The organism is Ramlibacter sp. MMS24-I3-19 (assembly GCF_050320135.1).
In the GTDB taxonomy this organism is placed as follows: domain Bacteria; phylum Pseudomonadota; class Gammaproteobacteria; order Burkholderiales; family Burkholderiaceae_C; genus Ramlibacter.
This window is the reverse complement of sequence record NZ_CP190017.1, coordinates 1,927,957-1,948,903: the sequence shown is the minus strand read 5'-3', so window position 1 is coordinate 1,948,903 and position 20,947 is coordinate 1,927,957. Positions and strand designations below refer to the sequence as shown.

19 protein-coding genes and 1 pseudogene are annotated in these 20,947 nt (G+C 68.1%); 11 read left to right on the top strand and 9 right to left on the bottom strand.

Translation table 11 applies throughout. The annotated features are described in order from the left end of the window. Window positions 1-133: 133 nt before the first annotated feature. The 5 genes from ugpB to ugpQ all read left to right on the top strand — a co-directional run bounded on the left by ugpB (window position 134) and on the right by ugpQ (window position 5,094). Window positions 134-1,438, top strand: a complete 1,305-nt coding sequence (ugpB, locus tag ACPWT1_RS09755) for a sn-glycerol-3-phosphate ABC transporter substrate-binding protein UgpB (RefSeq protein WP_427915172.1) — start codon at window positions 134-136, stop codon at window positions 1,436-1,438. 171 nt (window positions 1,439-1,609) lie between these two features. After that, entirely contained in the window at window positions 1,610-2,491 is an 882-nt protein-coding gene (gene ugpA, locus ACPWT1_RS09750; RefSeq protein ID WP_427915171.1) for a sn-glycerol-3-phosphate ABC transporter permease UgpA, read from the top strand. Continuing rightward, window positions 2,491-3,345 (top strand): sn-glycerol-3-phosphate ABC transporter permease UgpE, encoded by an 855-nt coding sequence (ugpE, locus tag ACPWT1_RS09745; RefSeq protein ID WP_427915170.1) that lies wholly within the window; start codon window positions 2,491-2,493, stop codon window positions 3,343-3,345. The genes ugpA and ugpE overlap by 1 nt, the downstream gene beginning before the upstream one ends. Window positions 3,346-3,349: 4 nt before the next feature. After that, entirely contained in the window at window positions 3,350-4,357 is a 1,008-nt protein-coding gene (ugpC, locus tag ACPWT1_RS09740) for a sn-glycerol-3-phosphate ABC transporter ATP-binding protein UgpC (protein WP_427915169.1), read from the top strand. A gap of 2 nt (window positions 4,358-4,359) precedes the next feature. Next, on the top strand, window positions 4,360-5,094 hold the full coding sequence (gene ugpQ / locus ACPWT1_RS09735) for a glycerophosphodiester phosphodiesterase (protein ID WP_427915168.1): 735 nt from the start codon (window positions 4,360-4,362) through the stop codon (window positions 5,092-5,094). A 6-nt stretch (window positions 5,095-5,100) separates the two neighbouring features. Here ugpQ and ACPWT1_RS09730 read toward each other — a convergent pair whose 3' ends face one another. From ACPWT1_RS09730 to ACPWT1_RS09720, 3 genes and pseudogenes are all read right to left on the bottom strand, one after another. Next, entirely contained in the window at window positions 5,101-5,691 is a 591-nt protein-coding gene (locus tag ACPWT1_RS09730; protein WP_427915167.1) for a DUF3501 family protein, read from the bottom strand. After that, window positions 5,691-7,036: pseudogene (locus ACPWT1_RS09725) on the bottom strand ((Fe-S)-binding protein). Before ACPWT1_RS09725 ends, ACPWT1_RS09730 begins: the two are co-directional and overlap by 1 nt. Before the next feature lie 10 nt (window positions 7,037-7,046). Continuing rightward, a complete protein-coding gene (locus tag ACPWT1_RS09720; protein WP_427915166.1) occupies window positions 7,047-7,469 on the bottom strand; it encodes a rubrerythrin family protein in 423 nt (140 codons plus the stop codon). A gap of 153 nt (window positions 7,470-7,622) precedes the next feature. On the opposite strand from ACPWT1_RS09720, the gene ACPWT1_RS09715 reads away from it, so the two are divergent. From ACPWT1_RS09715 to ACPWT1_RS09690, 6 genes are all read left to right on the top strand, one after another. Continuing rightward, window positions 7,623-8,240, top strand: coding sequence for a VOC family protein (locus tag ACPWT1_RS09715; RefSeq protein ID WP_427915165.1), 618 nt, complete (start codon window positions 7,623-7,625; stop codon window positions 8,238-8,240). Between the two features lie 58 nt (window positions 8,241-8,298). Next, window positions 8,299-10,023, top strand: a complete 1,725-nt coding sequence (locus ACPWT1_RS09710) for an FAD-dependent monooxygenase (RefSeq protein ID WP_427915164.1) — start codon at window positions 8,299-8,301, stop codon at window positions 10,021-10,023. After that, the gene (locus tag ACPWT1_RS09705; protein ID WP_427915163.1) at window positions 10,020-10,232 is read left to right on the top strand and encodes a DUF2783 domain-containing protein; all 213 of its coding nucleotides are present in this window, start codon (window positions 10,020-10,022) and stop codon (window positions 10,230-10,232) included. Before ACPWT1_RS09710 ends, ACPWT1_RS09705 begins: the two co-directional genes overlap by 4 nt. A 63-nt stretch (window positions 10,233-10,295) precedes the next feature. Further along, window positions 10,296-13,175, top strand: coding sequence for a valine--tRNA ligase (locus ACPWT1_RS09700; RefSeq protein WP_427915162.1), 2,880 nt, complete (start codon window positions 10,296-10,298; stop codon window positions 13,173-13,175). A 19-nt stretch (window positions 13,176-13,194) separates the two neighbouring features. Further along, window positions 13,195-14,157 (top strand): Bug family tripartite tricarboxylate transporter substrate binding protein, encoded by a 963-nt coding sequence (locus tag ACPWT1_RS09695; protein ID WP_427915161.1) that lies wholly within the window; start codon window positions 13,195-13,197, stop codon window positions 14,155-14,157. 229 nt (window positions 14,158-14,386) lie between these two features. Next, entirely contained in the window at window positions 14,387-15,004 is a 618-nt protein-coding gene (locus ACPWT1_RS09690) for a hypothetical protein (RefSeq protein ID WP_427915160.1), read from the top strand. 30 nt (window positions 15,005-15,034) lie between these two features. Here ACPWT1_RS09690 and ACPWT1_RS09685 read toward each other — a convergent pair whose 3' ends face one another. The 6 genes from ACPWT1_RS09685 to lolA form a co-directional block, all read right to left on the bottom strand. Continuing rightward, entirely contained in the window at window positions 15,035-15,751 is a 717-nt protein-coding gene (locus ACPWT1_RS09685) for an ABC transporter ATP-binding protein (protein WP_427915159.1), read from the bottom strand. A 2-nt stretch (window positions 15,752-15,753) separates the two neighbouring features. Further along, window positions 15,754-16,524 carry an ABC transporter ATP-binding protein gene (locus tag ACPWT1_RS09680; protein WP_427915158.1) on the bottom strand — a complete coding sequence of 257 codons (771 nt, stop codon included), beginning with the start codon at window positions 16,522-16,524 and terminating at the stop codon, window positions 15,754-15,756. Between the two features lie 4 nt (window positions 16,525-16,528). Next, a complete protein-coding gene (locus tag ACPWT1_RS09675) occupies window positions 16,529-17,659 on the bottom strand; it encodes a branched-chain amino acid ABC transporter permease (protein WP_427915157.1) in 1,131 nt (376 codons plus the stop codon). A gap of 10 nt (window positions 17,660-17,669) precedes the next feature. Next, complete coding sequence (locus ACPWT1_RS09670) at window positions 17,670-18,599, bottom strand: branched-chain amino acid ABC transporter permease (protein ID WP_427915156.1); 930 nt, start codon at window positions 18,597-18,599, stop codon at window positions 17,670-17,672. Between the two features lie 168 nt (window positions 18,600-18,767). Further along, complete coding sequence (locus ACPWT1_RS09665; protein ID WP_427915155.1) at window positions 18,768-20,069, bottom strand: replication-associated recombination protein A; 1,302 nt, start codon at window positions 20,067-20,069, stop codon at window positions 18,768-18,770. A gap of 195 nt (window positions 20,070-20,264) precedes the next feature. Continuing rightward, on the bottom strand, window positions 20,265-20,894 hold the full coding sequence (lolA, locus tag ACPWT1_RS09660) for an outer membrane lipoprotein chaperone LolA (protein ID WP_427915154.1): 630 nt from the start codon (window positions 20,892-20,894) through the stop codon (window positions 20,265-20,267). Window positions 20,895-20,947: the final 53 nt, after the last annotated feature.

Sequence of the window (20,947 nt, the reverse complement as noted above, 5' to 3'; positions counted from 1 at the left end):
GCGCCACCGGGGCGCGGCCCGGCAGGGTATGGAAAGCCCCGTGGCCGCGCGGCGCGCCGGCCCGTCTAATCGCTGTCACGGAGGGGCTGTAGAGTCACGCCCCACATCCGATCCCATCCAGGAGTTATCAACGATGAAGCTGAAGCTTGCCGCCCTAGCACTCGCGGCCACCTGCACCATGGCCGCGCAGGTCCAGACCGAGATCCAGTGGTGGCACTCGATGACCGCCGTGAACAACGAGTGGGTCAACGACCTGGCCAAGGACTTCAACGCCAAGCAGAAGGACTACAAGATCGTCCCCGTCTACAAGGGCAGCTACGACGAGTCCATGACGGCCGCGATTGCCGCCTTCCGCGCGGGCAATGCACCGAACATCCTGCAGGTGTTCGAGGTGGGCACCGCGACCATGATGGCGAGCAAGGGCGCCGTGGTGCCCGTCGCGCAGATGATGAAGGATGCCGGCAAGCCGTTCAATCCGGGCGCCTACATCCCGGCCGTGGCCAGCTACTACACGGCCCCGAACGGGCAGATGATGAGCTTCCCGTTCAACAGCTCGACGACGGTCTTCTACATCAACAAGGACGCCTTCACGGCCGCCGGCCTGGACGCGAACAACCCGCCCAAGACCTGGCCCGAGGTGGCACTGGCCGCGGCCAAGCTGAAGTCCAGCGGCCACAAGTGCCCGCTGACGATCGCGTGGCAGGGGTGGACGCAGCTCGAGAGCTTCTCGACCTGGCACAACACGCTGCTGGCGACCAAGCGCAACGGCCTCGACGGCATGGACGCCCGCCTGGTGGCCAACTCCCCGCTGCACGTGCGCCACATCGAGAACCTCGGGAACATGGCCAAGCAGGGCCTGTTCATCTACAAGGGCCGCAACAACGCCGCCGAAGGTTCGTTCGTCTCCGGCGAGTGCGCGATGATCACCACGTCGTCGGGCTTCTACGGCAACGTGGCCAAGAACGCCAAGTTCAAGTACGCCGTCGCTCCCCTGCCCTACTACCCTGACGTTCCCGGTGCACCGCAGAACACCGTGATCGGCGGCGCCAGCCTGTGGGTCATGTCCGGCAAGAAGCCCGAGGAGTACAAGGGCGTGGCCGCGTTCTTCGACTACCTGTCCAGCCCCGAGGTGCAGTCGGCCAGCCACAAGCGCACGGGCTACCTGCCGATCACGATGGCGGCGTTCAAGCTCACCGAGGAATCGGGCTTCTACAAGCAGAACCCGGGCACCGACACCGCGGTCAACCAGATGATCCGCAAGACCACCGACAAGTCGCGCGGCATCCGGCTGGGCAACTACGTGCAGATCCGCGCCGTCGAGGACGAAGAGCTGGAGCAGGTCTGGGCCGGCAAGAAGACCGCCAAGGAAGCGCTGGACGCCGTGGTGCAGCGAGGCAACGAGTTGCTCGAACGCTTCCAGAAGGCCCACAAGGGTTGAGCGACCGGCTCGCCATCGCTCCGCCGTCGCCGCCGCTGGCGTCCTGACGGCACCCCCTCCCCAGCCCTCCCCGCCAAGCGGGCGGAGGGTTTTCTTCGTCTGGAGCGCCGTGGGGGAACTACGGACCGGGAGACCCGCTGGAGGCGCACCTGTTGAGGCGACAATCGGGCCATGGAGAAGAGGGTCACGTTCAAGTCGGCTTGGCTGCCGTGGGTGCTGCTGGCGCCGCAGGTCGCCGTCATCGCGGTGTTCTTCTTCTGGCCGGCCGGCCAGGCGCTGGTGCAGTCGTTCCAGCAGCAGGACGCGTTCGGCACCTCGGTCGAATGGGTCGGCCTGGAGAACTTCCGCAACCTGGTCAACGATGCCAGCTACCTGGAATCCTTCGAGACCACCGCCGTCTTCTCGCTGCTGGTGGCCTTCATCGGCATCGTGCTGTCGCTGGTGCTGGCCTACTTCGCCGACCGCGCCGTGCGCAGCGCCCTCTTCTACCGCACGCTCCTGATCTGGCCTTACGCGGTCGCCCCCGCGGTGGCCGGCGTCGTGTGGCTGTTCATGTTCTCGGGCAGCATCGGCGTGATCGCCTACTGGCTGCACAGCGCCGGCCTGCCCTGGGATCCGCTGCTCAATGGCAACCATGCGATGGCGCTGGTGATCATGGCCGCGGTGTGGAAGCAGCTGTCGTACAACTTCCTGTTCTTCGTGGCCGGCCTGCAGAGCGTGCCCAAGTCGCTGATCGAAGCCGCGGCCATTGACGGCGCGGGGGCCTGGCGGCGCTTCTGGACCATCCAGTTCCCGCTGCTGTCGCCGACGACCTTCTTCCTGCTGGTGATCAACGTGGTGTACGCGTTCTTCGACACCTTCGGCATCATCGATGCGGCCACGCACGGCGGCCCCGGCAAGGACACGGCCATCCTGGTCTACAAGGTCTACTTCGACGGCTTCAAGGCGCTGGACCTGGGCAGTTCCGCGGCGCAGTCGGCGGTGCTGATGGCCATCGTCATCGCGCTGACCGTCATCCAGTTCCGGTTCGTCGAGAAGAAAGTCAATTACTGATGGTCGAGCGCAACCGCTTCCTCTCCATCCTCACGCATGTCGTGCTGATCGCCGGCATCCTGGTGGTGGCATTTCCGCTCTACCTGACCTTCGTCGCGTCGACGCACACGGCGCAGGAAGTCGTGCAGGTCCCGATGCCGCTGGTGCCGGGCGGCAGCATGGTCGACAACTACCGGGCCGCCCTGTCCGGCGAGCGCAGCGGCGCGGGCTCCCACGCCCCGGTGGCGCACATGCTGACCGTCAGCCTGGTGATGGCGCTGGCCATCGCGGTCGGCAAGATCGCCATCTCCCTGCTCTCCGCCTTCGCCATCGTGTACTTCCGGTTTCCGATGCGCATGGCGTTCTTCTGGGCGATCTTCATCACGCTGATGCTGCCGGTGGAGGTGCGCATCCTGCCCACCTACAAGGTGGTGTCGGACCTCGGGCTGCTGAACTCCTACGCGGGATTGACCATTCCGCTGATCGCGTCCGCTACCGCCACGTTCCTGTACCGGCAGTTCTTCCTCACGGTGCCCGACGAACTGGCCGAAGCCGCGCGCATGGACGGCGCCGGCCCGATGCGGTTCTTCAAGGACGTGCTGCTGCCCCTGTCGGCCACCAGCACCGCGGCCCTGTTCGTGATCCAGTTCATCTACGGCTGGAACCAGTACCTCTGGCCGCTGCTGGTGACGACCAACGAAAGCATGTACCCGGTGGTGCTGGGCATCAAGCAGATGATGCCCACCGGCGGCGACGCACAGATCGAATGGAACGTGGTCATGGCCACCGCGATGCTCGCGATGCTGCCGCCGGCACTGGTGGTCACGCTGATGCAGAAGTGGTTCGTCAAGGGCCTGGTGGACACAGAGAAATAAAGACATGGCAGCCATTTCACTTCGCCGCGTCAGCAAGCGGTACGGCAAGGGCAAGCAGGAACTGCAGGTGATCCACGGCGTGGACGCCGAGGTGGGCGACGGCGAGTTCGTCGTCATCGTCGGGCCTTCGGGCTGCGGCAAGTCGACCCTGTTGCGCATGGTGGCCGGCCTGGAGGAGATCTCCGGCGGCGAGATCGCGATCGGGGGCCGCGTGGTCAACGAACTGGAGCCGGCCGATCGCGACATCGCGATGGTGTTCCAGAACTACGCGCTGTACCCGCACATGTCCGTGTTCGACAACATGGCGTATGGCCTGCGCATCCGCAAGATGCCTGTCGACGAGATCAGGACGCGTGTCGACAAGGCGGCGAAGATCCTCGAGCTCGGGCACCTGCTGGAACGCACGCCGCGCCAGCTCTCGGGCGGCCAGCGCCAACGCGTGGCCATGGGCCGCGCCATCGTGCGCCAGCCGCAGGTGTTCCTGTTCGACGAGCCGCTGTCCAACCTCGACGCCAAGCTGCGCGCCCAGACGCGCATCGAGATCCAGAAGCTGCACCGCGAACTGGGCATCACGTCCCTGTTCGTCACCCACGACCAGGTCGAGGCGATGACGCTCGCGCAACGCATGCTGGTGATGAACGCCGGCGTGATGGAGCAGTTCGGCACGCCCGAGGAGGTCTACCACCGCCCGGCCTCCACCTTCGTGGCCAGCTTCATCGGCTCGCCGCCCATGAACCTCTTGAAGGAAGCCCCCGGCGGGCGCGCCGGCACCATCACAGGCATCCGTCCCGAACACCTGCAGGTGGGCAGCGACGGCTGGGACGTGAAGGTCGAGACCGTGGAACTGCTGGGTGCCGAGCGCCTGATCTACGGGCGGCTGGGTGCCGAGCAGATCATCGTGCGCGTCGAGGAGGGGCGCCTCGCCCCGCCGCGCCCCGACGAGACGATCCGCGTGCGCCCGCACGAGGACCGCCTGCACCGTTTCGACGCCGCCAGCGGCAAGAGGCTGTGAGCATGCAGGCCTGGAACTACCCGCGCTGGATCGCCCACCGCGGCGCCGGCAAGCTGGCACCCGAGAACACGCTGGCGGCCTTCCGCCTCGGTGCGTCGCACGGCTATCGCATGTTCGAGTGCGACGCCAAGCTGTCGTCCGACGGCGTGGTGTTCCTGATGCACGACGCCACGCTGGACCGCACCACCAACGGAAGCGGCGTTGGCGGCGAGCGGCCGTGGCATGAGCTGTCGCAGCTCGATGCGGGCGACTGGCATTCGCGCGCCTACGCCGGTGAGCCACTCGCCACGCTGGAGAACCTGGCCCGCTACTGCCGAGCCAATGCGTGCCTGCTGAACATCGAGATCAAGCCGACGCCGGGCGTGGAGCAGCCCACCGGCGAGGTGGTCGCACGCGAGGCCCGCAGGCTGTGGGCCGGTGCCGACGTGCCGCCGTTGCTCACGTCATTCCGTCCCGAGGCGCTGCAAGGCGCGATGCAGGCTGCGCCCGAGCTGCCGCGCGGCCTGCTGGTGGACACCTTGTGGGACGGCTGGTTCGACATCGCGCGCCAGCTGCAGTGCGTGGCCGTGGTCGCGAACCACGCGCTCTGGGACGCTGCCACCGTGGCGCAGGTGCACGGCGCGGGCATGCGCTGCCTGAGCTACACGGTGAACGACGACTGGGCCGCGCAGCGCCTGCTGGCGCTGGGCACCGACGGCATCATCACCGACCGCGTGGACCTGTTCGCGCCGGACTGACGCCGCTCAGCGCAGGTCGCCGGCGAGCGACGCCAGCGTCTCGGCCCCGATGGCCACGTGCGCCGGGTAGTTGCGGTGGTCGCAACCCACCTTCACGCCGGCCCCCGCGTGGATCGCCTGCACCTGCACCGGCGGGAACTCGAACCGGAGGAAGTGCACGGCCGACGTCTTCTCGTCGTTCTCGCGGTCCAGGTCCTCGTCGGCAATCGCATACACGCGATCGTGGCCTTCGACCTCGACAAACATGCGGTCTTCCACGCCGATCAGCCGCACCAGCTCGCGCTGACGTTCGCTGACGTCGGGATATTCGAGCAGCAGCGTGGCCTTCCAGTTGGCGCCGTCGGGCACCAGCGGCGCATAGGCCTCGACTTCCTGTGCGATGCCTTCCTCCTCGAAGATCTTCTCGATGCGCAGCATCTCCTGGATCTGGTAGCGCACGCTGGTCTCGCTCTCGAACTGCAGCGTCATGTGCTCGCCCAGGTGCACGGTGCGCAGCTTGCGGTGCGCGATCACCTCGCGCTGGTGGGCCTTGCGCCAGCGCGCATAGGCCTCCAGCGTCATCAGGCTGTCGGGCGTGACCTTGCCGGTGAGCTGCATCAGTCGAGTCCGTAGGCGCGGCGCACCAGCGTGAGGGGATGTTCCAGCTTCGGCGATCCCAGCTGGTTGACCTCGAAGCCCTGGGCGATGTGGTGGCCACCCAGCGGGCAATCGGAGCTGATGATGTCGGGCGGCCGCCCTTGGGGTGCTCGGCCATCTTGCGAAACAGCGGCTTGCCGATCTTCATCGCCATCGCATGGCCGCTGGTCTTCACGCCGTAGGTGCCCGCGTGGCCCGAGCAGCGCTCGTGCGTCGCGACGTCGGTGCCGGGCACGAGCTTGAGGATCTCCTCGGTGCGCTTGCCGATGTTCTGCACGCGGCCGTGGCATGGCGTGTGGTAGCTCACCTTGCCCAGCGGCTGCGTGAACTCGGTGCGCAGCAGGCCGTCACGCCGCCGCGCGCCCAGGTACTCGAACGGGTCCCACATCGCCTCCTTCACCAACTGCACGTCGGCGTCGTCGGGGTACATCAACGGGAGTTCCTGCTTGAACATCAGCGTGCAGCTGGGCACCGCCGACAGGATCGCGTAGCCCTCGCGCGCGTAGCGCGCCAGCACCGGGATGTTGGCGCGCTTGAGCGCATCGACGCCGGCGAGGTCGCCCAGTTCGAGCTTGGGCATGCCGCAGCAGCGCTCCTTCTCCACCAGCAGGTACGGCACCGCGTTGTGGTCCAGCACCTTCAGCAGGTCATGTCCGATGCCGGGCTCGTTGTAGTTGACGTAGCAGGTGGCATAGACGGCGACCTTGCCGGGCGAGCGCTCGCCGTCGCGCACCGGATGCGATGGGGACTTCGGCGCTGCGCTGCGGAACTTGCGCGTGGCCAGGTCGGGCAGCCACGCGTGGCGATCCACGTGCAGCACCTTCTCCATCGCGCCTCGTGCGGCTTCGGTGTGATTGAGCGCGTTCACGGCCTGCACCACCACCGGGATGCCGGCGAACTTGCCATGGGTGTCGGTGGAGGCGAGGAACTGCTCGCCCTTGCCGACTTCGCCCTTGCGGAACTTGATGGCCTTGGCGCGCAGCATGGTGTGCGGGAAGTCCAGGTTCCATTCGTGCGGCGGCACGTACGGGCACTTCGTCATGTAGCACAGGTCGCACAGGTAGCACTGGTCGACCACCTTCCAGTAGTCCCGCTTCTCGACGCCGTCCACTTCGCCGGTCTTGCCTTCGTCCACCAGGTCGAACAGCGTCGGAAACGCGCCGCACAGGCTGACGCATCGGCGGCAGCCGTGGCAGATCCCGAAGATGCGCTCCAGCTCGCGGAATGCGGCGCCCTCGTCGTGGAAGGCCGGGTCCTTCCACGCGATGGGATGGCGCGTGGGCGCCTCGAGGCTGCCTTCGCGCATGCGCGGCCTGTCAGTCGACGAGCTCGTTCAGCGCCTTCTGGTAGCGGTTGGCATGCGAGCGCTCGGCCTTCGCCAGGGTCTCGAACCAGTCCGCCACCTCGTCGTGGCCTTCCTCGCGCGCGGTCTTGGCCATGCCGGGGTACATGTCGGTGTACTCGTGCGTCTCGCCCGCCACCGCGGCCTTCAGGTTGTCACGGGTGGGGCCGATCGGCAGGCCGGTGGCCGGGTCGCCGCATTGCTCCAGCCATTCGAGGTGGCCGTGCGCATGGCCGGTCTCGCCTTCGGCCGTCGAGCGGAACAGGGCGGCGACGTCGTTGTAGCCCTCCACGTCGGCCTTGCTGGCGAAGTACAGGTAGCGCCGGTTGGCCTGCGATTCGCCCGCGAATGCGGCCTTCAGGTTGTCTTCCGTCCTGGAACCCTTGAGTGTCGGCATGGCATTGCTCCTTGCTGGGTGGAATGACGAGGAAGGACCACTGTAGCGGCCCGTTCGAACGCACCGCAACGGGGGTTTCCGCTGGCTGTGGAGGCCGCATCACCCATTACGGTATAGTGAATGCGTTACGCAATGTTGAATTCCGGAGATCCCATGGCCGCCGTCCTCCGAGCCCCGAACGCGCTGCCCGCGCCCGCCCCCGTGCAGCAGCTGCACCACTACGCGTACCGCGCCCGCGACGCCGAGGAGACGCGGCACTTCTACGAGGACATCCTGGGGCTGCCGCTCTACCACATCATCCAGAGCGACGTCGTGCCCAGCACGGGCGAGTACTGCCCGTACACGCACTTCTTCTTCCGCCTGCAGGACGGCTCGTTCATCGCCTTCTTCGACCTCGGCGACGACGTCGCGGCCGAGCCGTCGCCCAACACGCCGGCGTGGGTCAACCACATCGCGTTCCGCGTCGACACCGACCAGGACCTGCGCGACATGAAGGCGCGGCTGGAGGCGCATGGCGTCGAGGTGCTGGGCATCACCGACCACCACATCTTCCACAGCATCTACTTCTTCGATCCCAACGGCATCCGGCTGGAGCTGTCGGCCCAGCTCGCGGACGAGTTCCAGATGCTGCAGGAGAGCAAGACGGCGCACCAGCGGCTGGCCGAGTGGACCGCACGCAAGGAGCAGTGGCGCAAGGACCGCGCTGCCGGCAAGGCGGCGCAGCCGCTGAAGCCGCAGCAGAATGACCGGCCCGAGTTCGTGAAGCGCTGACCGGCTCGCGGCCGAGCCGGCGTCCACAAGCCGGCCGCTGCCCCACGAGGAGACAACCATGGACGAGTCGCGCACCGGCTACGCCGACAGCACGTTCACCAACGGCTACGAATTCACCCAGGGCGGCGGCTACCAGCTGCCCGAGTACCCCTTCGTCGAGCCGGCCGAGCTGCGCGAGGGCCGGCCCGGCCACCATGCAGTCGCAATCGTCGGCGCCGGCCTGGCAGGCCTGACGCTGGCCTGCGCGCTGGCGCGCTACGGCGTGCCGGCGGTGGTGCTCGACGAAGACAACACCGTCGGGGTCAAGGGCGCTTCCTCGCGCGGCATCTGCTACACGCAGAAGTCGCTGGAGATCTTCCACCGGCTGGGCATCTACGAGCGCATCGCGCGCAAGGGCATCCAGTGGAGCGTCGGCCGCACCTTCGCCGGCCGCGACGAGGTGTACTCGTTCGACCTGCGGCAGCAGAGCGCCTACCAGCTGTCGAGCCAGCCACCCTTCATCAACATCCAGCAGTTCTACATCGAGGGCTTCCTGGTCGAGCGCATCCACGAACTCGGCGGCATCGAACTGCGCTGGAACAACCGCGTCACCGCGTTCGAGCAGGACGGACAGCGCGCCACGCTGTCCGTCACCACCCCGGCCGGCGACTACCAGCTCACCGCCGACCACGTGATCGACGCGACCGGCTGCCACTCGCCGTTTCGGCGCTGGGCCGGCGCCACGGTCACGGCGAAGAAGGGCGACGACCGCTGGTGCATCGCCGACGTGCGCTTCTCGCAGCATCCGCCCGTCGAGCGCCACACCTGGATCGAGGCGCCGTTCAACGAGAACCGCGCGGTGTGGCAGCACCTGATGGGCGACGACGTCTGGCGCATCGACTACCAGATGGCGCCGAACGCCGACCCGGAGGAGGTCAGCCGCGAGGAGGTCGTGCGCGAACGCCTCGCGCGCCAGTTCGGCCCGGACTGCCAGGTGGAGATCGTCTGGGTCGGGCCGTATGCGTACCGCAGCGAATGCGTCGATGCCATGCGCCACGGCCGCCTGTTCTTCATCGGCGACGCCGCCAAGGTGGTGAGCCCGTTCGGTGCGCGCGGCGGCAACACGGGCATCGCCGACGCCGACAACCTGGCCTGGAAGCTGGCGGCCGTGCTCCAGGGCCGCGCACCGGCCCGGCTGCTGGACAGCTTCCACGAGGAGCGGCACGAGGCCGCGCAGCAGAACGTGCAGGTCACCAATCGCACGGCCCGCTTCCTGCGTCCGGCCGACGGCGCCGAGCGCCTGTTCCGCACCGCGGCGCTGGGCCTCGCGCGCCAGTACCCGTTCGCGCGCCAGCTGGTCAACACCGGGCGGATGGCCATCGCCAATCCATACACGCGCTCCAGCGTCTGCGACAGCACCGGCGGCCAGTCGGTGCAGAACGTGCGCTTCGAGTGGCCCGATGGCAGCCAGGGCGTGGTCAACGACCTGCTGCTGTGGGCGGACGGCCGACTGCTGCTGCTGGTGTTCGGCGACCCCGGCCGCACGGGCCTCGCGCGCCTGCGGGCGCTGGTGCAGGAGGCACCGCTGCGCTGCGTGCAGGTGCTGGGCACCAGCGACCGTCCGGGTGCGCTGGAGCACGTCCGCGACCCCGAAGGCCACCTGCAGGGCGCGTGCCATGTGTTCGGCCACGCGTGGGCGCTGGTGCGGCCGGATGCCTATGTCGCCGCGACGGGCGAGAGCATCGATGCGGTGGTCGTCGAAGCCGTGGCCCGCGCGCTGGGCGCCGAAGGAGAGGACGCATGAAGACCACCCTGAACTTCCAGGACGCCGACGGTTTCTACGAGCAGCTGCTCGACGCCCATGTCGGGCTCAGCCGCGAGGAATCCGAGCTGCTCAATGCGCGCCTGGTCCTGCTGCTGGCCAACCAGGTGGGCGACGCCCGGGTGCTGCGCGAGTGCGTGGCCGCGGCGGCCCAGCGGCCCGCGGCCGGGTCCGCGGCCACCCCTGCATAGAATCGGGCCATCCTTTGTCCAGGGCGGCACCCTCGGGTGCCGCTTTCGTTTTCCGAGCCCGCCATGAGCGACACCCCAGCACAACCCGGCCTGAGCAGCCTGTCCAAGTCCTTCGAGCCGTTGGCCATCGAGCAGCGCTGGGGGCCGGTCTGGGAGCAGCGCGGCTATGGGCGCGCGGGCTACCGCGGCACCGGTGCGCCCAAGGACGGCGAGCCCTCGTTCGCGATCCAGCTGCCGCCGCCCAACGTGACCGGCACGCTGCACATGGGCCATGCGTTCAACCAGACGATCATGGACAGCCTGACGCGCTACCACCGGATGCGCGGCTTCAACACGGCCTGGGTGCCGGGCACCGACCACGCGGGCATCGCCACACAGATCGTGGTGGAGCGCCAGCTGCAGGAGCAGGGCCAGTCGCGCCACGACCTCGGGCGCAAGAACTTCGTCGCCCGCGTGTGGGAGTGGAAGGAGAAGTCGGGCAACACCATCACCACGCAGATGCGCCGCATGGGCGACACCGTGGACTGGTCGCGCGAGTACTTCACGATGGACGAAGGCCTGTCGCGCGTCGTGACCGAGACCTTCGTGCGCCTGTACGAGCAGGGCCTCATCTACCGCGGCAAGCGGCTGGTGAACTGGGATCCCGAGCTCAAGACCGCGGTGAGCGACCTCGAGGTGGAGAGCGAGGAGGAGGACGGCTTCCTCTGGCACATCCGCTACGAGCTGTCCGACGGCTCCGGGCACCTGACGGTGGCCACCACCCGCCCCGAGACCATGCTCGGCGACGTGGCCGTGATGGTGCACCCCGAGGACGAGCGCTACCGGCACCTGGTCGGCAAGACCGTGCGCCTGCCGCTGTGCGACCGCGAGATCCCCGTCATCGCCGACGACTACGTCGACCGCGCCTTCGGCACCGGCGTCGTCAAGGTCACGCCCGCGCACGACCAGAACGACTACGCCGTCGGCCACCGCCACCAGTTGCCCATCATCGGCGTGCTGACGCTGGACGCGAAGATCAACGACAACGCGCCGGCGGCCTACCGCGGGCTGGACCGCTTCGCCGCGCGCAAGAAGGTCGTCGCCGACCTCGAGGCGCTGGGCCTCCTCGACGAGACGAAGAAGCACAAGCTGATGGTCCCGCGCTGCGCGCGCACGGGGCAGGTGGTCGAGCCGATGCTGACCGACCAGTGGTTCGTCGCCATGACGAAGGTCAGCGACAAGGATCCGTCAGGCAAGTCGATCGCGCAGAAAGCCATCGACGCGGTTCAATCCGGCCAGGTGCGCTTCGTGCCCGAGAACTGGGTCAACACGTACAACCAGTGGATGAACAACATCCAGGACTGGTGCATCTCGCGCCAGCTCTGGTGGGGCCACCAGATCCCCGCGTGGTACGACGAGCAGGGCGAGGTGTACGTCGCCCGCAGCGAGGAGGAAGCGCAGAAGCAGGCGCCGGGCAAGCAACTGCGCCGCGACGAGGACGTGCTGGACACCTGGTATTCCTCGGCGCTGGTTCCCTTCTCCACCCTGGGCTGGCCGGACAAGACCAAGGACCTCGAGCTGTACCTGCCGTCCACCGTGCTGGTGACCGGCTACGACATCATCTTCTTCTGGGTCGCCCGGATGATCATGATGACGACGCACTTCACCGGCCAGGTGCCGTTCCGCGACGTCTACATCCACGGCCTGGTGCGCGACTCGCACGGCCACAAGATGAGCAAGTCCGAGGGCAACGTGCTCGACCCGGTGGACCTGATCGACGGCATCTCGCTGCCGCCGCTGCTGGAGAAGCGCACCACCGGCCTGCGCAAGCCCGAGACGGCCCCGCAGGTGCGCAAGGCCACCGAGAAGGAATTCCCGGAAGGCATCCCCGCCTTCGGCGCCGACGCGCTGCGCTTCACGATGGCCAGCTACGCCACGCTGGGCCGCAACATCAACTTCGACACCAAGCGCTGCGAGGGCTACCGCAACTTCTGCAACAAGCTCTGGAACGCGTCGCTGTTCGTGCTGATGAACTGCGAAGGCCAGGACTGCGGCCTGAAGGAACACACCAAGGCCGAATGCCAGCCCGGTGGCCCGGCGCATGGCTACATGACGTTCTCGCAGGCCGACCGCTGGATCGCGTCCGCGCTGCAGAAGGTCGAGGCCGAGGTCGCGCAAGGCTTCGCCGACTACCGCCTCGACAACGTCGCCAACGCGATCTACGACTTCGTCTGGAACCAGTACTGCGACTGGTATCTCGAGATCGCGAAGGTGCAGTTGCGCGAGGCCACCAGGGACGGCGATGCCAGCCGCCAGCGCGCCACGCGCCGCACGCTCATTCGCACGCTGGAGGCGATCCTGCGCCTGGCACATCCCGTGATCCCGTTCATCACCGAGGAGCTGTGGCAGAAGGTGGCGCCCGTGGCCGGCATCGCCGGGGAGTCGGTGGCCGTCGCGAAGTACCCGCAGGCGCAGCCCGAGAAGATCGGCGAGGCGGCGATCGCGCATGTCGACCGCCTCAAGGCCATGGTCGACAGCTGCCGCCAGCTGCGCGGCGAAATGAACGTGTCGCCCAGCACGCGCTTGCCGCTGTATGCAGTGGGCGATGCCGCGTTCCTGCGTGACGCAGCACCGGTGCTGCAGGCGCTGGCGCGGCTGAGCGAGGTGAAGGTGTTCGACGACGAGGCGTCGTGGGCGGCGGCTGCGCAGGCCGCACCGGTCGCGGTCGTCGGCGAGTCGCGCCTGTGCCTGTTCATGGAGATCGACGTGGCCGCTGAAAAGGCGCGCCTCTCCAAGGAAGCGGCGCGCCTGGACGGCGAGATCGCCAAGGCCAACGCCAAGCTGTCGAACCAGGCTTTCGTGGCCAAGGCGCCGCCCGCCGTCATCGACCAGGAACGCAAGCGCATCGCCGACTTCGGCGCCACGCTGGCCAAGGTGCGCGAGCAGCTCGCGCGGCTGGGCTGATCACACAGGCAACGTCCCCATGCAACGCAGACAGCTTCTCCTCTCCGGCATCGCCGCCGCGGCCGCGATGCCCTCCTTCGCGCAGCAGCGCCCGATCCGCCTGATCGTCCCCTACGCACCCGGCGGCCCGATCGACGTCACGGCGCGCCTGCTCGCCGAGCGCGTGAAGGAGTCGCTCGGCACCATCATCATCGACAACAAGCCTGGTGGTGGCGGCAACATCGGCGCCGACGCGGTGGCCAAGGCAGCGCCGGACGGGATGACGATCGGCATCGCCGCGACAGCGACGCACGCAATCAATCCGTGGCTGTTCACGAAGATGCCGTACGACGCTGCGCGCGACTTCACGGCCATCACGCAGATGGTCCGCGTGCCCAACGTGCTGGTGGTCAACGCGGAGACCGCGGCGCGCCTGAAGATCAACACGCTGGCCGACCTGATCGCGTACGCGAAAGCCAATCCCGGCAAGCTGAATTACGGCAGCGGCGGCAACGGCAGCGCGGGCCACCTGGCCGGCGAGATGTTCAAGCGCGATGCCGGCATCTTCGCGGTGCACATTCCGTACAACGGCGGCAATCCGGCGCAGCTCGCGCTGCTTTCGGGGCAGGTCGACTTCAACTTCGACAACCTCGCGACCGCGGCGCCGAACATCCGCGCCGGCAAGCTCAAGGCGCTGGCCGTGACGACGCTGCAGCGCTCCCCAATGCTGCCCGACGTGCCGCCGGTGGCCGACACCCTCAAGGGCTTCTCCATCGACACGTGGTGGGGCCTGGTCGGGCCGGCGGGCATGCAGCACGACGTGGTGCAGCGCATGAACCAGGCCTTCGTCGCCGCGCTGCGCTCGCCCGAGGTGAAGACCCGGTTCGCCTCGCTCCTGGCCGAGCCGGTGCCCACCATGCCCGAGGCGTTCGCTGCCTTCATGCACGCCGAGCTGGCCAAGTACGAGAAGGTCGTCAAGGCCTCGGGCGCCAAGGTCGACTGACGGTGCCGTCCGGCGGCCGGCTGTGGCCGGCGCGCCGTGACAAATCCCTCGTTTTCCCCAAGCTCGTGAATGCCCCGCGCTGGGGCGGCTCACGCCGACACGCACTTGCGGCGTGAGCGATCGCCCACCTCTCACGTTCACTCACACTCTTGTGCGACTTGTCCGACAAATTCGTGGCTGAGCCAGGCGTACATTGGGCCGCGAGGGACACGGACCAAGGAGCGGCACCATGGGCACTCGGAACACGTTGCGGGCATGGATCGGCACCACGCTGGGAGCCTTCGCGCTAGCCAGCGGCGGCGCGGCAATGGCGCAGCCGGCCTCGGCCGCGGATGGCGCCTCGCTGGACTGGCGTCCGCCGGGCGCGCGCCTGGGCCTCGACCCGGCCAAGGTTCAGTTCAACATCGGCTGCGGCGCCTCGCTGCTGCCCTGCAGCGACACCGCCACGCCTTCGCTGGCCAGCAGCACCCTGCCGGACAGCCTGCGCTGGAGTGTCGAAGCGGAGACGCTGGGCGGCACCTCGTTGGCCACCCGCGCGACCCCCGGCCCGCGCCAGGGCCTGAATCTCAGCCTCGTCGGCCGCAAGCCGCTGTTCGGCAGCAGCTTCGCTGTCTACGGCAAGCTGGGGACGACCTACGCTGCCGGCGACCCGGCGCTGGCGGCCGCGACGGGCACCACGGCGGCCGAGGGCGGCTACGGCCTGTCGTACGGAGCTGGCCTGAGCATGACCGTCACGCCGCGCCTGTCGGCCTCGTTCGGCTTCGACAGCCACGAACTGCGCCTTGGCAACAGCGGCCCGCGCGACCCGGTGCGGTCGACCAGCCTGGGCCTGCAATACCGCTACTAGGCCTGTTCACGGCCGCACGGCGGGCCGGCCTCACTCGCCCAGGTAGGCGGCGCGCACCTTCGGGTCGTCCAGCATCTGGCGGGCGTTGCCCGTCATCGTGATGGCGCCCGACTCCATGACGTAGCCGCGGTCGGCGATCTGCAGCGCGCGGCTGGCGTTCTGCTCCACCAGCAGCACCGTCACGCCCTGCGCGTGCACCTCGCGCACCACCTCGAAGATCTTGTCGACCATGATGGGCGACAGGCCCATCGACGGCTCGTCCAGCAGCAGCACCTTGGGACGGCTCATGAGCGCGCGGCCCATGGCCAGCATCTGCTGCTCGCCGCCCGACATGGTGCCGGCCAGCTGCGTGCGCCGCTCCTTCAGGCGCGGGAAGATCCCGAACACCTTCTCCAGGTCGCTGGCGATCTCCGCCGTATCCTTCCGGATGTGCGCGCCCATCTGCAGGTTCTCGGTGATGGTCATGCGCGTGAACACACCGCGGCCCTCCGGCACCATGGCCAGGCCCTCTTTCACCAGGTCCCAGGGCCCGCGCCCACGGATGCTGCGACCCAGGTACTGGATGTCGCCGCCATGGATGGACAGCAGGCCGGTGATGGCCTTCATCGTCGTGGTCTTGCCGGCGCCGTTGGAGCCGATCAGCGAGACGAGCTCGCCCTCTTGCACCTCGAAGTCCACGCCCTTGACGGCCTGGATGCCGCCGTAGGCGACCTTCAGGCCGCTGACCTTCAGCAGTGTGTCGGCCATCGTCAATGCCCCCCGGTGCCGAGGTAGGCCTCGATCACCTTCTCGTTCTTCTGCACTTCCGCCGGCGAGCCCTCGGCGATCTGCTTGCCGTAATCGAGCACCGTCACGCGGTCGCACAGGCCCATCACCAGCTTCACGTCGTGCTCGATCAGCAGGATCGTGCGGTCGTCGCGCCGGATGCGGTCAATCAGCTCGCGCAGCTGCACCTTCTCGGTGGCGTTCATGCCGGCCGCGGGCTCATCCAGCGCGATCAGCTGCGGATCGGTGGCCAGGGCGCGCGCGATCTCCAGCCGGCGCTGGTCGCCATACGACAGCGTGCGCGCCTTGTAGTCGGCGTAGCGCGCGATGCCCACGTAGTCGAGCAGCTCGCGCGCGCGCTGGGCGATCGCCTTCTCCTCGGCCACGAACTTGCGCGTGCGGAAGATCGCGCCCAGCAGGCCCGAGCCGGTGCGGATGTGGCGGCCGACCATGACGTTCTCCAGCGCGGTCATGTCGGCGAACAGGCGGATGTTCTGGAACGTGCGCGCGATGCCGGCCTTGGCGACCTCGTGCACGGCGCTGGGTTTGTAGGGCTTGCCACCGAGCTCGAACAAGCCGCTATCGGGCGCGTACAGGCCGGTGATGACGTTGAAGAAGGTGGTCTTGCCGGCGCCGTTGGGGCCGATCAGGCCGTAGATCTGGCCCCGCCGGATGGTGAGGCCCACGTCCGTCAGGGCCTGCAGCCCGCCGAAACGCTTGGAGATGCCCGCGACGTGGAGGACGGTGTCTGCCATGGGCCTACTTCGCGGGAGTCGGCAGGGACTTGCCGTGTTCGGGCGAGGGCCACAGTCCGCGCGGCCGCATCAGCATCACGATGATCATCGCCAGGGCGATCAGCAGCTGCCGCAGGATGGACGCGTCGAGGCGGCCGTCGGTGATGCGCTGCAGGTCCCAGATGCCGGACACCCAGCGCAGCACTTCGGGCAGTGACGACAGCAGCACCGCGCCGAGGATCACGCCCGGCAGGTGGCCCAGGCCGCCCAGCACCACCATCGCGACGATCATCACCGACTCGGTGAGGCTGAACGACTCGGGCGAGACGAAGTTCTGGAACGCCGCGAACATCGCGCCCGACACGCCGCCGAAGGTGGCGCCCATGCCGAACGCCAGCAGCTTCATGTTGCGGGTGTTGATGCCCATCGCCTTGGCCGCGATCTCGTCCTCGCGGATCGCCATCCAGGCGCGGCCGATGCGCGAGGTCTCCAGGCGGTGGCAGATGATCACCGACGCGACCACCAGGACGAGGAAGAGGAAGTAGTAGTTGGTGACGGCCGAGATCGTGTAGCCGAACACGTCGTGCGACTTGCCGAGGTTGATGCCCTGCACGCCCAGCGGCTTGAAGCTGAAGATCGTGATCGGGTCGATCTCACCCAGGCCCTTGGGGCCGTTGGTGATGTTCACCGGCCGGTCGAGGTTGTTCATGAACACGCGGATGATCTCGCCGAAGCCGAGCGTCACGATGGCCAGGTAGTCGCCGCGCAGCTTGAGCGTGGGCGCGCCGAGCAGGATGCCGAAGATGCCCGCGAGCCCGGCACTGAGCGGGATCACCAGCCAGATCGAGGTGTGCAGCCCGTTCGGGAACATCTTCGCGAACCAGGCGAACTCCTCCGACATGTGCGGCGAGGCCATCAGCCCGTAGAGGTACGCGCCGATCGCGAAGAAGGCGACGAAGCCCAGGTCCAGCAGGCCGGCGTAGCCAACCACGATGTTCAGCCCCAGCGCCAGAAGCACGTACAGCAGTGCGAAGTCGGCGATGCGGACCCAGAAGTTGCCCGCCGACTGCAGGATGAACGGCAGGATCAGCAGCGCGAGGGCGCCGAACACCAGAATCAGGGTGCGGTCGCGGCGGTCGTTGGCGGCGGTGGTCATGGCTCGCTCCTCAGGCCCGGTCGGCCACCCGCTCGCCCAGCAGGCCCGACGGCCGCAGCGTGAGCACGAAGATCAGCACGATGAAGGCGAAGATGTCGCTGTACTGGCTGCCCAGCACGCCGCCGGTGAGCGCGCCGATGTAGCCCGAGCCGATGGACTCGATCAGCCCGAGCAGGATGCCGCCCACCACCGCGCCGGCCAGGTTGCCGATGCCGCCGAACACCGCGGCCGTGAACGCCTTCAGGCCGGGCAGGAAGCCCATGGTGTGCTGCACGCTGCCGTAGTTGGACGCGTACATGACGCCGGCGATGGTGGCCAGCACCGCGCCGATGATGAAGGTGGCCGAGATCACGTTGTCGGGGCGCACGCCCATCAGGGCCGCCACCCGCGGGTTCTCGGACGTCGCGCGCATCGCGCGTCCGAGCCGGGTGTAGTTCACCAGCCAGGTCAGCACGGCGAGCGACACCGCGGTGAGCACCAGCGCCATGATCTGCGTCGGCGTGATCACGGCGCCGCCGATGAAGATGGGCACCGAGGGCAGCAGCGTCGGATACGGCTTGTAGTTCGGCTTGAAGATGATCATCGCCAGCGTCTGCAGCAGGATCGACATCCCGATTGCGGTGATCAGGGGCGCCAGCTTCGGGCTGTTGCGCAGCGGCCGGTAGGCCACCTTCTCGATGACGAAGTTCAGGGCCGCGGCCACCACGCACGCGAGCACCATCGACACCAGCAGCATCAGCCACCCCGGCATCCCGGGCATGGCCTCCTGCATCTTCACGATGATCGCCCAGCTGGTGAGGGCTCCCACCATCAGCACCTCGCCATGGGCGAAGTTGATGAGGTTGATGATGCCGTACACCATGGTGTAGCCGAGGGCCACCAGCGCATACATGCTGCCCAGGACCAGACCGTTGATGATCTGCTGCAGCAGGATTTCCATCTGAGGGTTCTCCGTTGGCGGGATGGCGCGAAGGCCGGCTGCTCCATCTAGCAAAAAACCCGCCATGCATGCAGGACGGGTTCGATCCGGCGGGATTCTAGCCATCCACCCCGGCAGTCTCCCCGCACTGGGAGCCGCGCGGACCCCGGGCAAACGCGGGGGTCCCTGTCAGCGTTCCCCGTCGTTGCGCGCCTTCAGCTCGCGCAGCTTCTCGCCGATGCGCAGCTCCAGCCCGCGGTCCACCGGCCGGTAGAACGCAGGCGCCTGCATGCCGTCGGGGAAGTAGGTCTCGCCGGCCGCGAAGCCCCCCTCCTCGTCGTGCGCGTAGCGGTAGCCCTTGCCGTAGTCGAGGTCCTTCATCAACTTCGTCGGCGCGTTGCGCAGGTGCATCGGCACGGGACGGGTGCCGTCCCTCTTCACGAACGCCTTCGCCTCGTTGAAGGCGGTGTAGACCGCGTTCGACTTCGGCGCCATGGCCAGGTAGACCACGCATTCGGCCAGCGCCAGCTCGCCTTCGGGCGAGCCGAGCCGCTCGTAGGTTTCGGCCGCGTCCAGCGCGAGACGCAGCGCCCGCGGGTCGGCCAGCCCGATGTCCTCGCTGGCCATGCGCACCAGCCGGCGCGCCATGTAGCGCGGATCGGCGCCGCCATCGAGCATGCGCACGAACCAGTAGAGCGACGCATCGGGGTCGGAGCCGCGCACCGACTTGTGCAGCGCGCTGATCGTGTCGTAGAACTGCTCGCCGCCCTTGTCGTAGCGCCGCATGCGCTCGCCCAGCACCTTGAGCAGCCAGGCATCGGTGACCTCGCCCAGCTGCTCGCTGGCTGCCGCCACCGCCAGCGTCTCCAGCGTGTTGAGCAGCCGGCGGGCATCGCCATCCGCATAGGCCACGAGCCGGTCGCGCGCGGCCTGCTCCAGCGGCGGCACCGCCCCGATCGCCTGCGCCTTGCCGATGATGGTGGCCAGGTCGTCCTCCGACAGCGGCTGCAGCACGTACACCGCGGCACGCGACAGCAGCGCCGAGTTGACCTCGAACGACGGGTTCTCGGTGGTCGCGCCGATGAAGGTGAAGAGGCCCGACTCCACGTGCGGCAGGAAGGCGTCCTGCTGGCTCTTGTTGAACCGGTGCACCTCGTCGACGAACACGGTGGTGCGGCGCTGCTCCAGGCCGTCGCGGGCCCGCGTGGCGGCTTCCACCGCATCGCGGATGTCCTTCACGCCACCGAGCACCGCGCTGATGCTGATGAACTGGGCGTCGAAGGCATCGGCCATCAGCCGCGCGATGGTCGTCTTCCCTGTCCCGGGCGGTCCCCAGAGGATGCAGCTGTGCGGCTGGCCGGACTCGAACGCGATGCGAAGCGGCATGCCCTCGCCCAGCAGGTGCTGCTGGCCGACGACTTCCGCGAGCGAGTGCGGACGCAGGCGTTCGGCAAGGGGGGCGTGGGGAGGCGTGGAAGGCTTGCGGGGCACGGGGGGAGTTTAGGCGGCTCGACCGTCCAGCACCGGAGGCGCTGCGCGCGGCTCAACGCAGAAGACGCAGAAGAGCGCAGAGGACGCAGAAAAGAAAGACAAAAAGATCTTCCTGGATTCTTCTGCGACCTCTGCGCTCTTCTGCGACCTCTGCGTTTGGAAGTTCACGAAGCGGCGCGAACGCGCCGCGCACGGCTACTGCCGCACCACGTCCGCCCCCTGCGGCGGCTTGAAGTCGAAAGCGCCGCCGGGCACCGGCACGTTCAGCTGCAGGTGGTCGAACTTCATCACCGAGAGCTGCCCGAAGCTGTCCAGGATCTCTAGCACCGAGAGGTCGTTGCCGCGGAAGCCCACCTTCACACTGGTGAGCTGGCCTTCTTTCACCCTGGGCGTGGCCTGCACCCACTGCAGCCCGTCGCGGTCGGGGGCGTTGGCCAGGTCGAAGTCCTTGCGAAGGCTGGAGAGATCCGGCGCCGCCGCGATGATGGCTGCGGGCGTGGACCCGAGCACCTGCGACTGCGGCCGAGCGGTGACCTGGTTCAGGTCCATGTCGTGCAGCCAGAGCGTGCGGCCGTCGGCCACGATGGTCTGCGCGAACGGCTTGCGGTAGTCGAAGCGGAAGCGGTTGGGACGCGAGAACTCGAAGCTGCCGGTGGACGTGCGCGTGCGAGCCTGCTGCCCCTGCCGCGCCGGCGCCGTGACCACCTGCGTGAAGTCCGCCCGCCCCGTGCGTGCTGTCTTGACGAACGTCTCCAGCGCCTGCAACCCATCGGCGTGGGCGCAGAGGGCGATCGAGGCAAGCGCGGCGGCGATGAGCTTCTTCATGCGTCGAAGTCTGTCATGGCTGCCCGGCGTGCAGCGCGCTGCCGGGCGAAGTT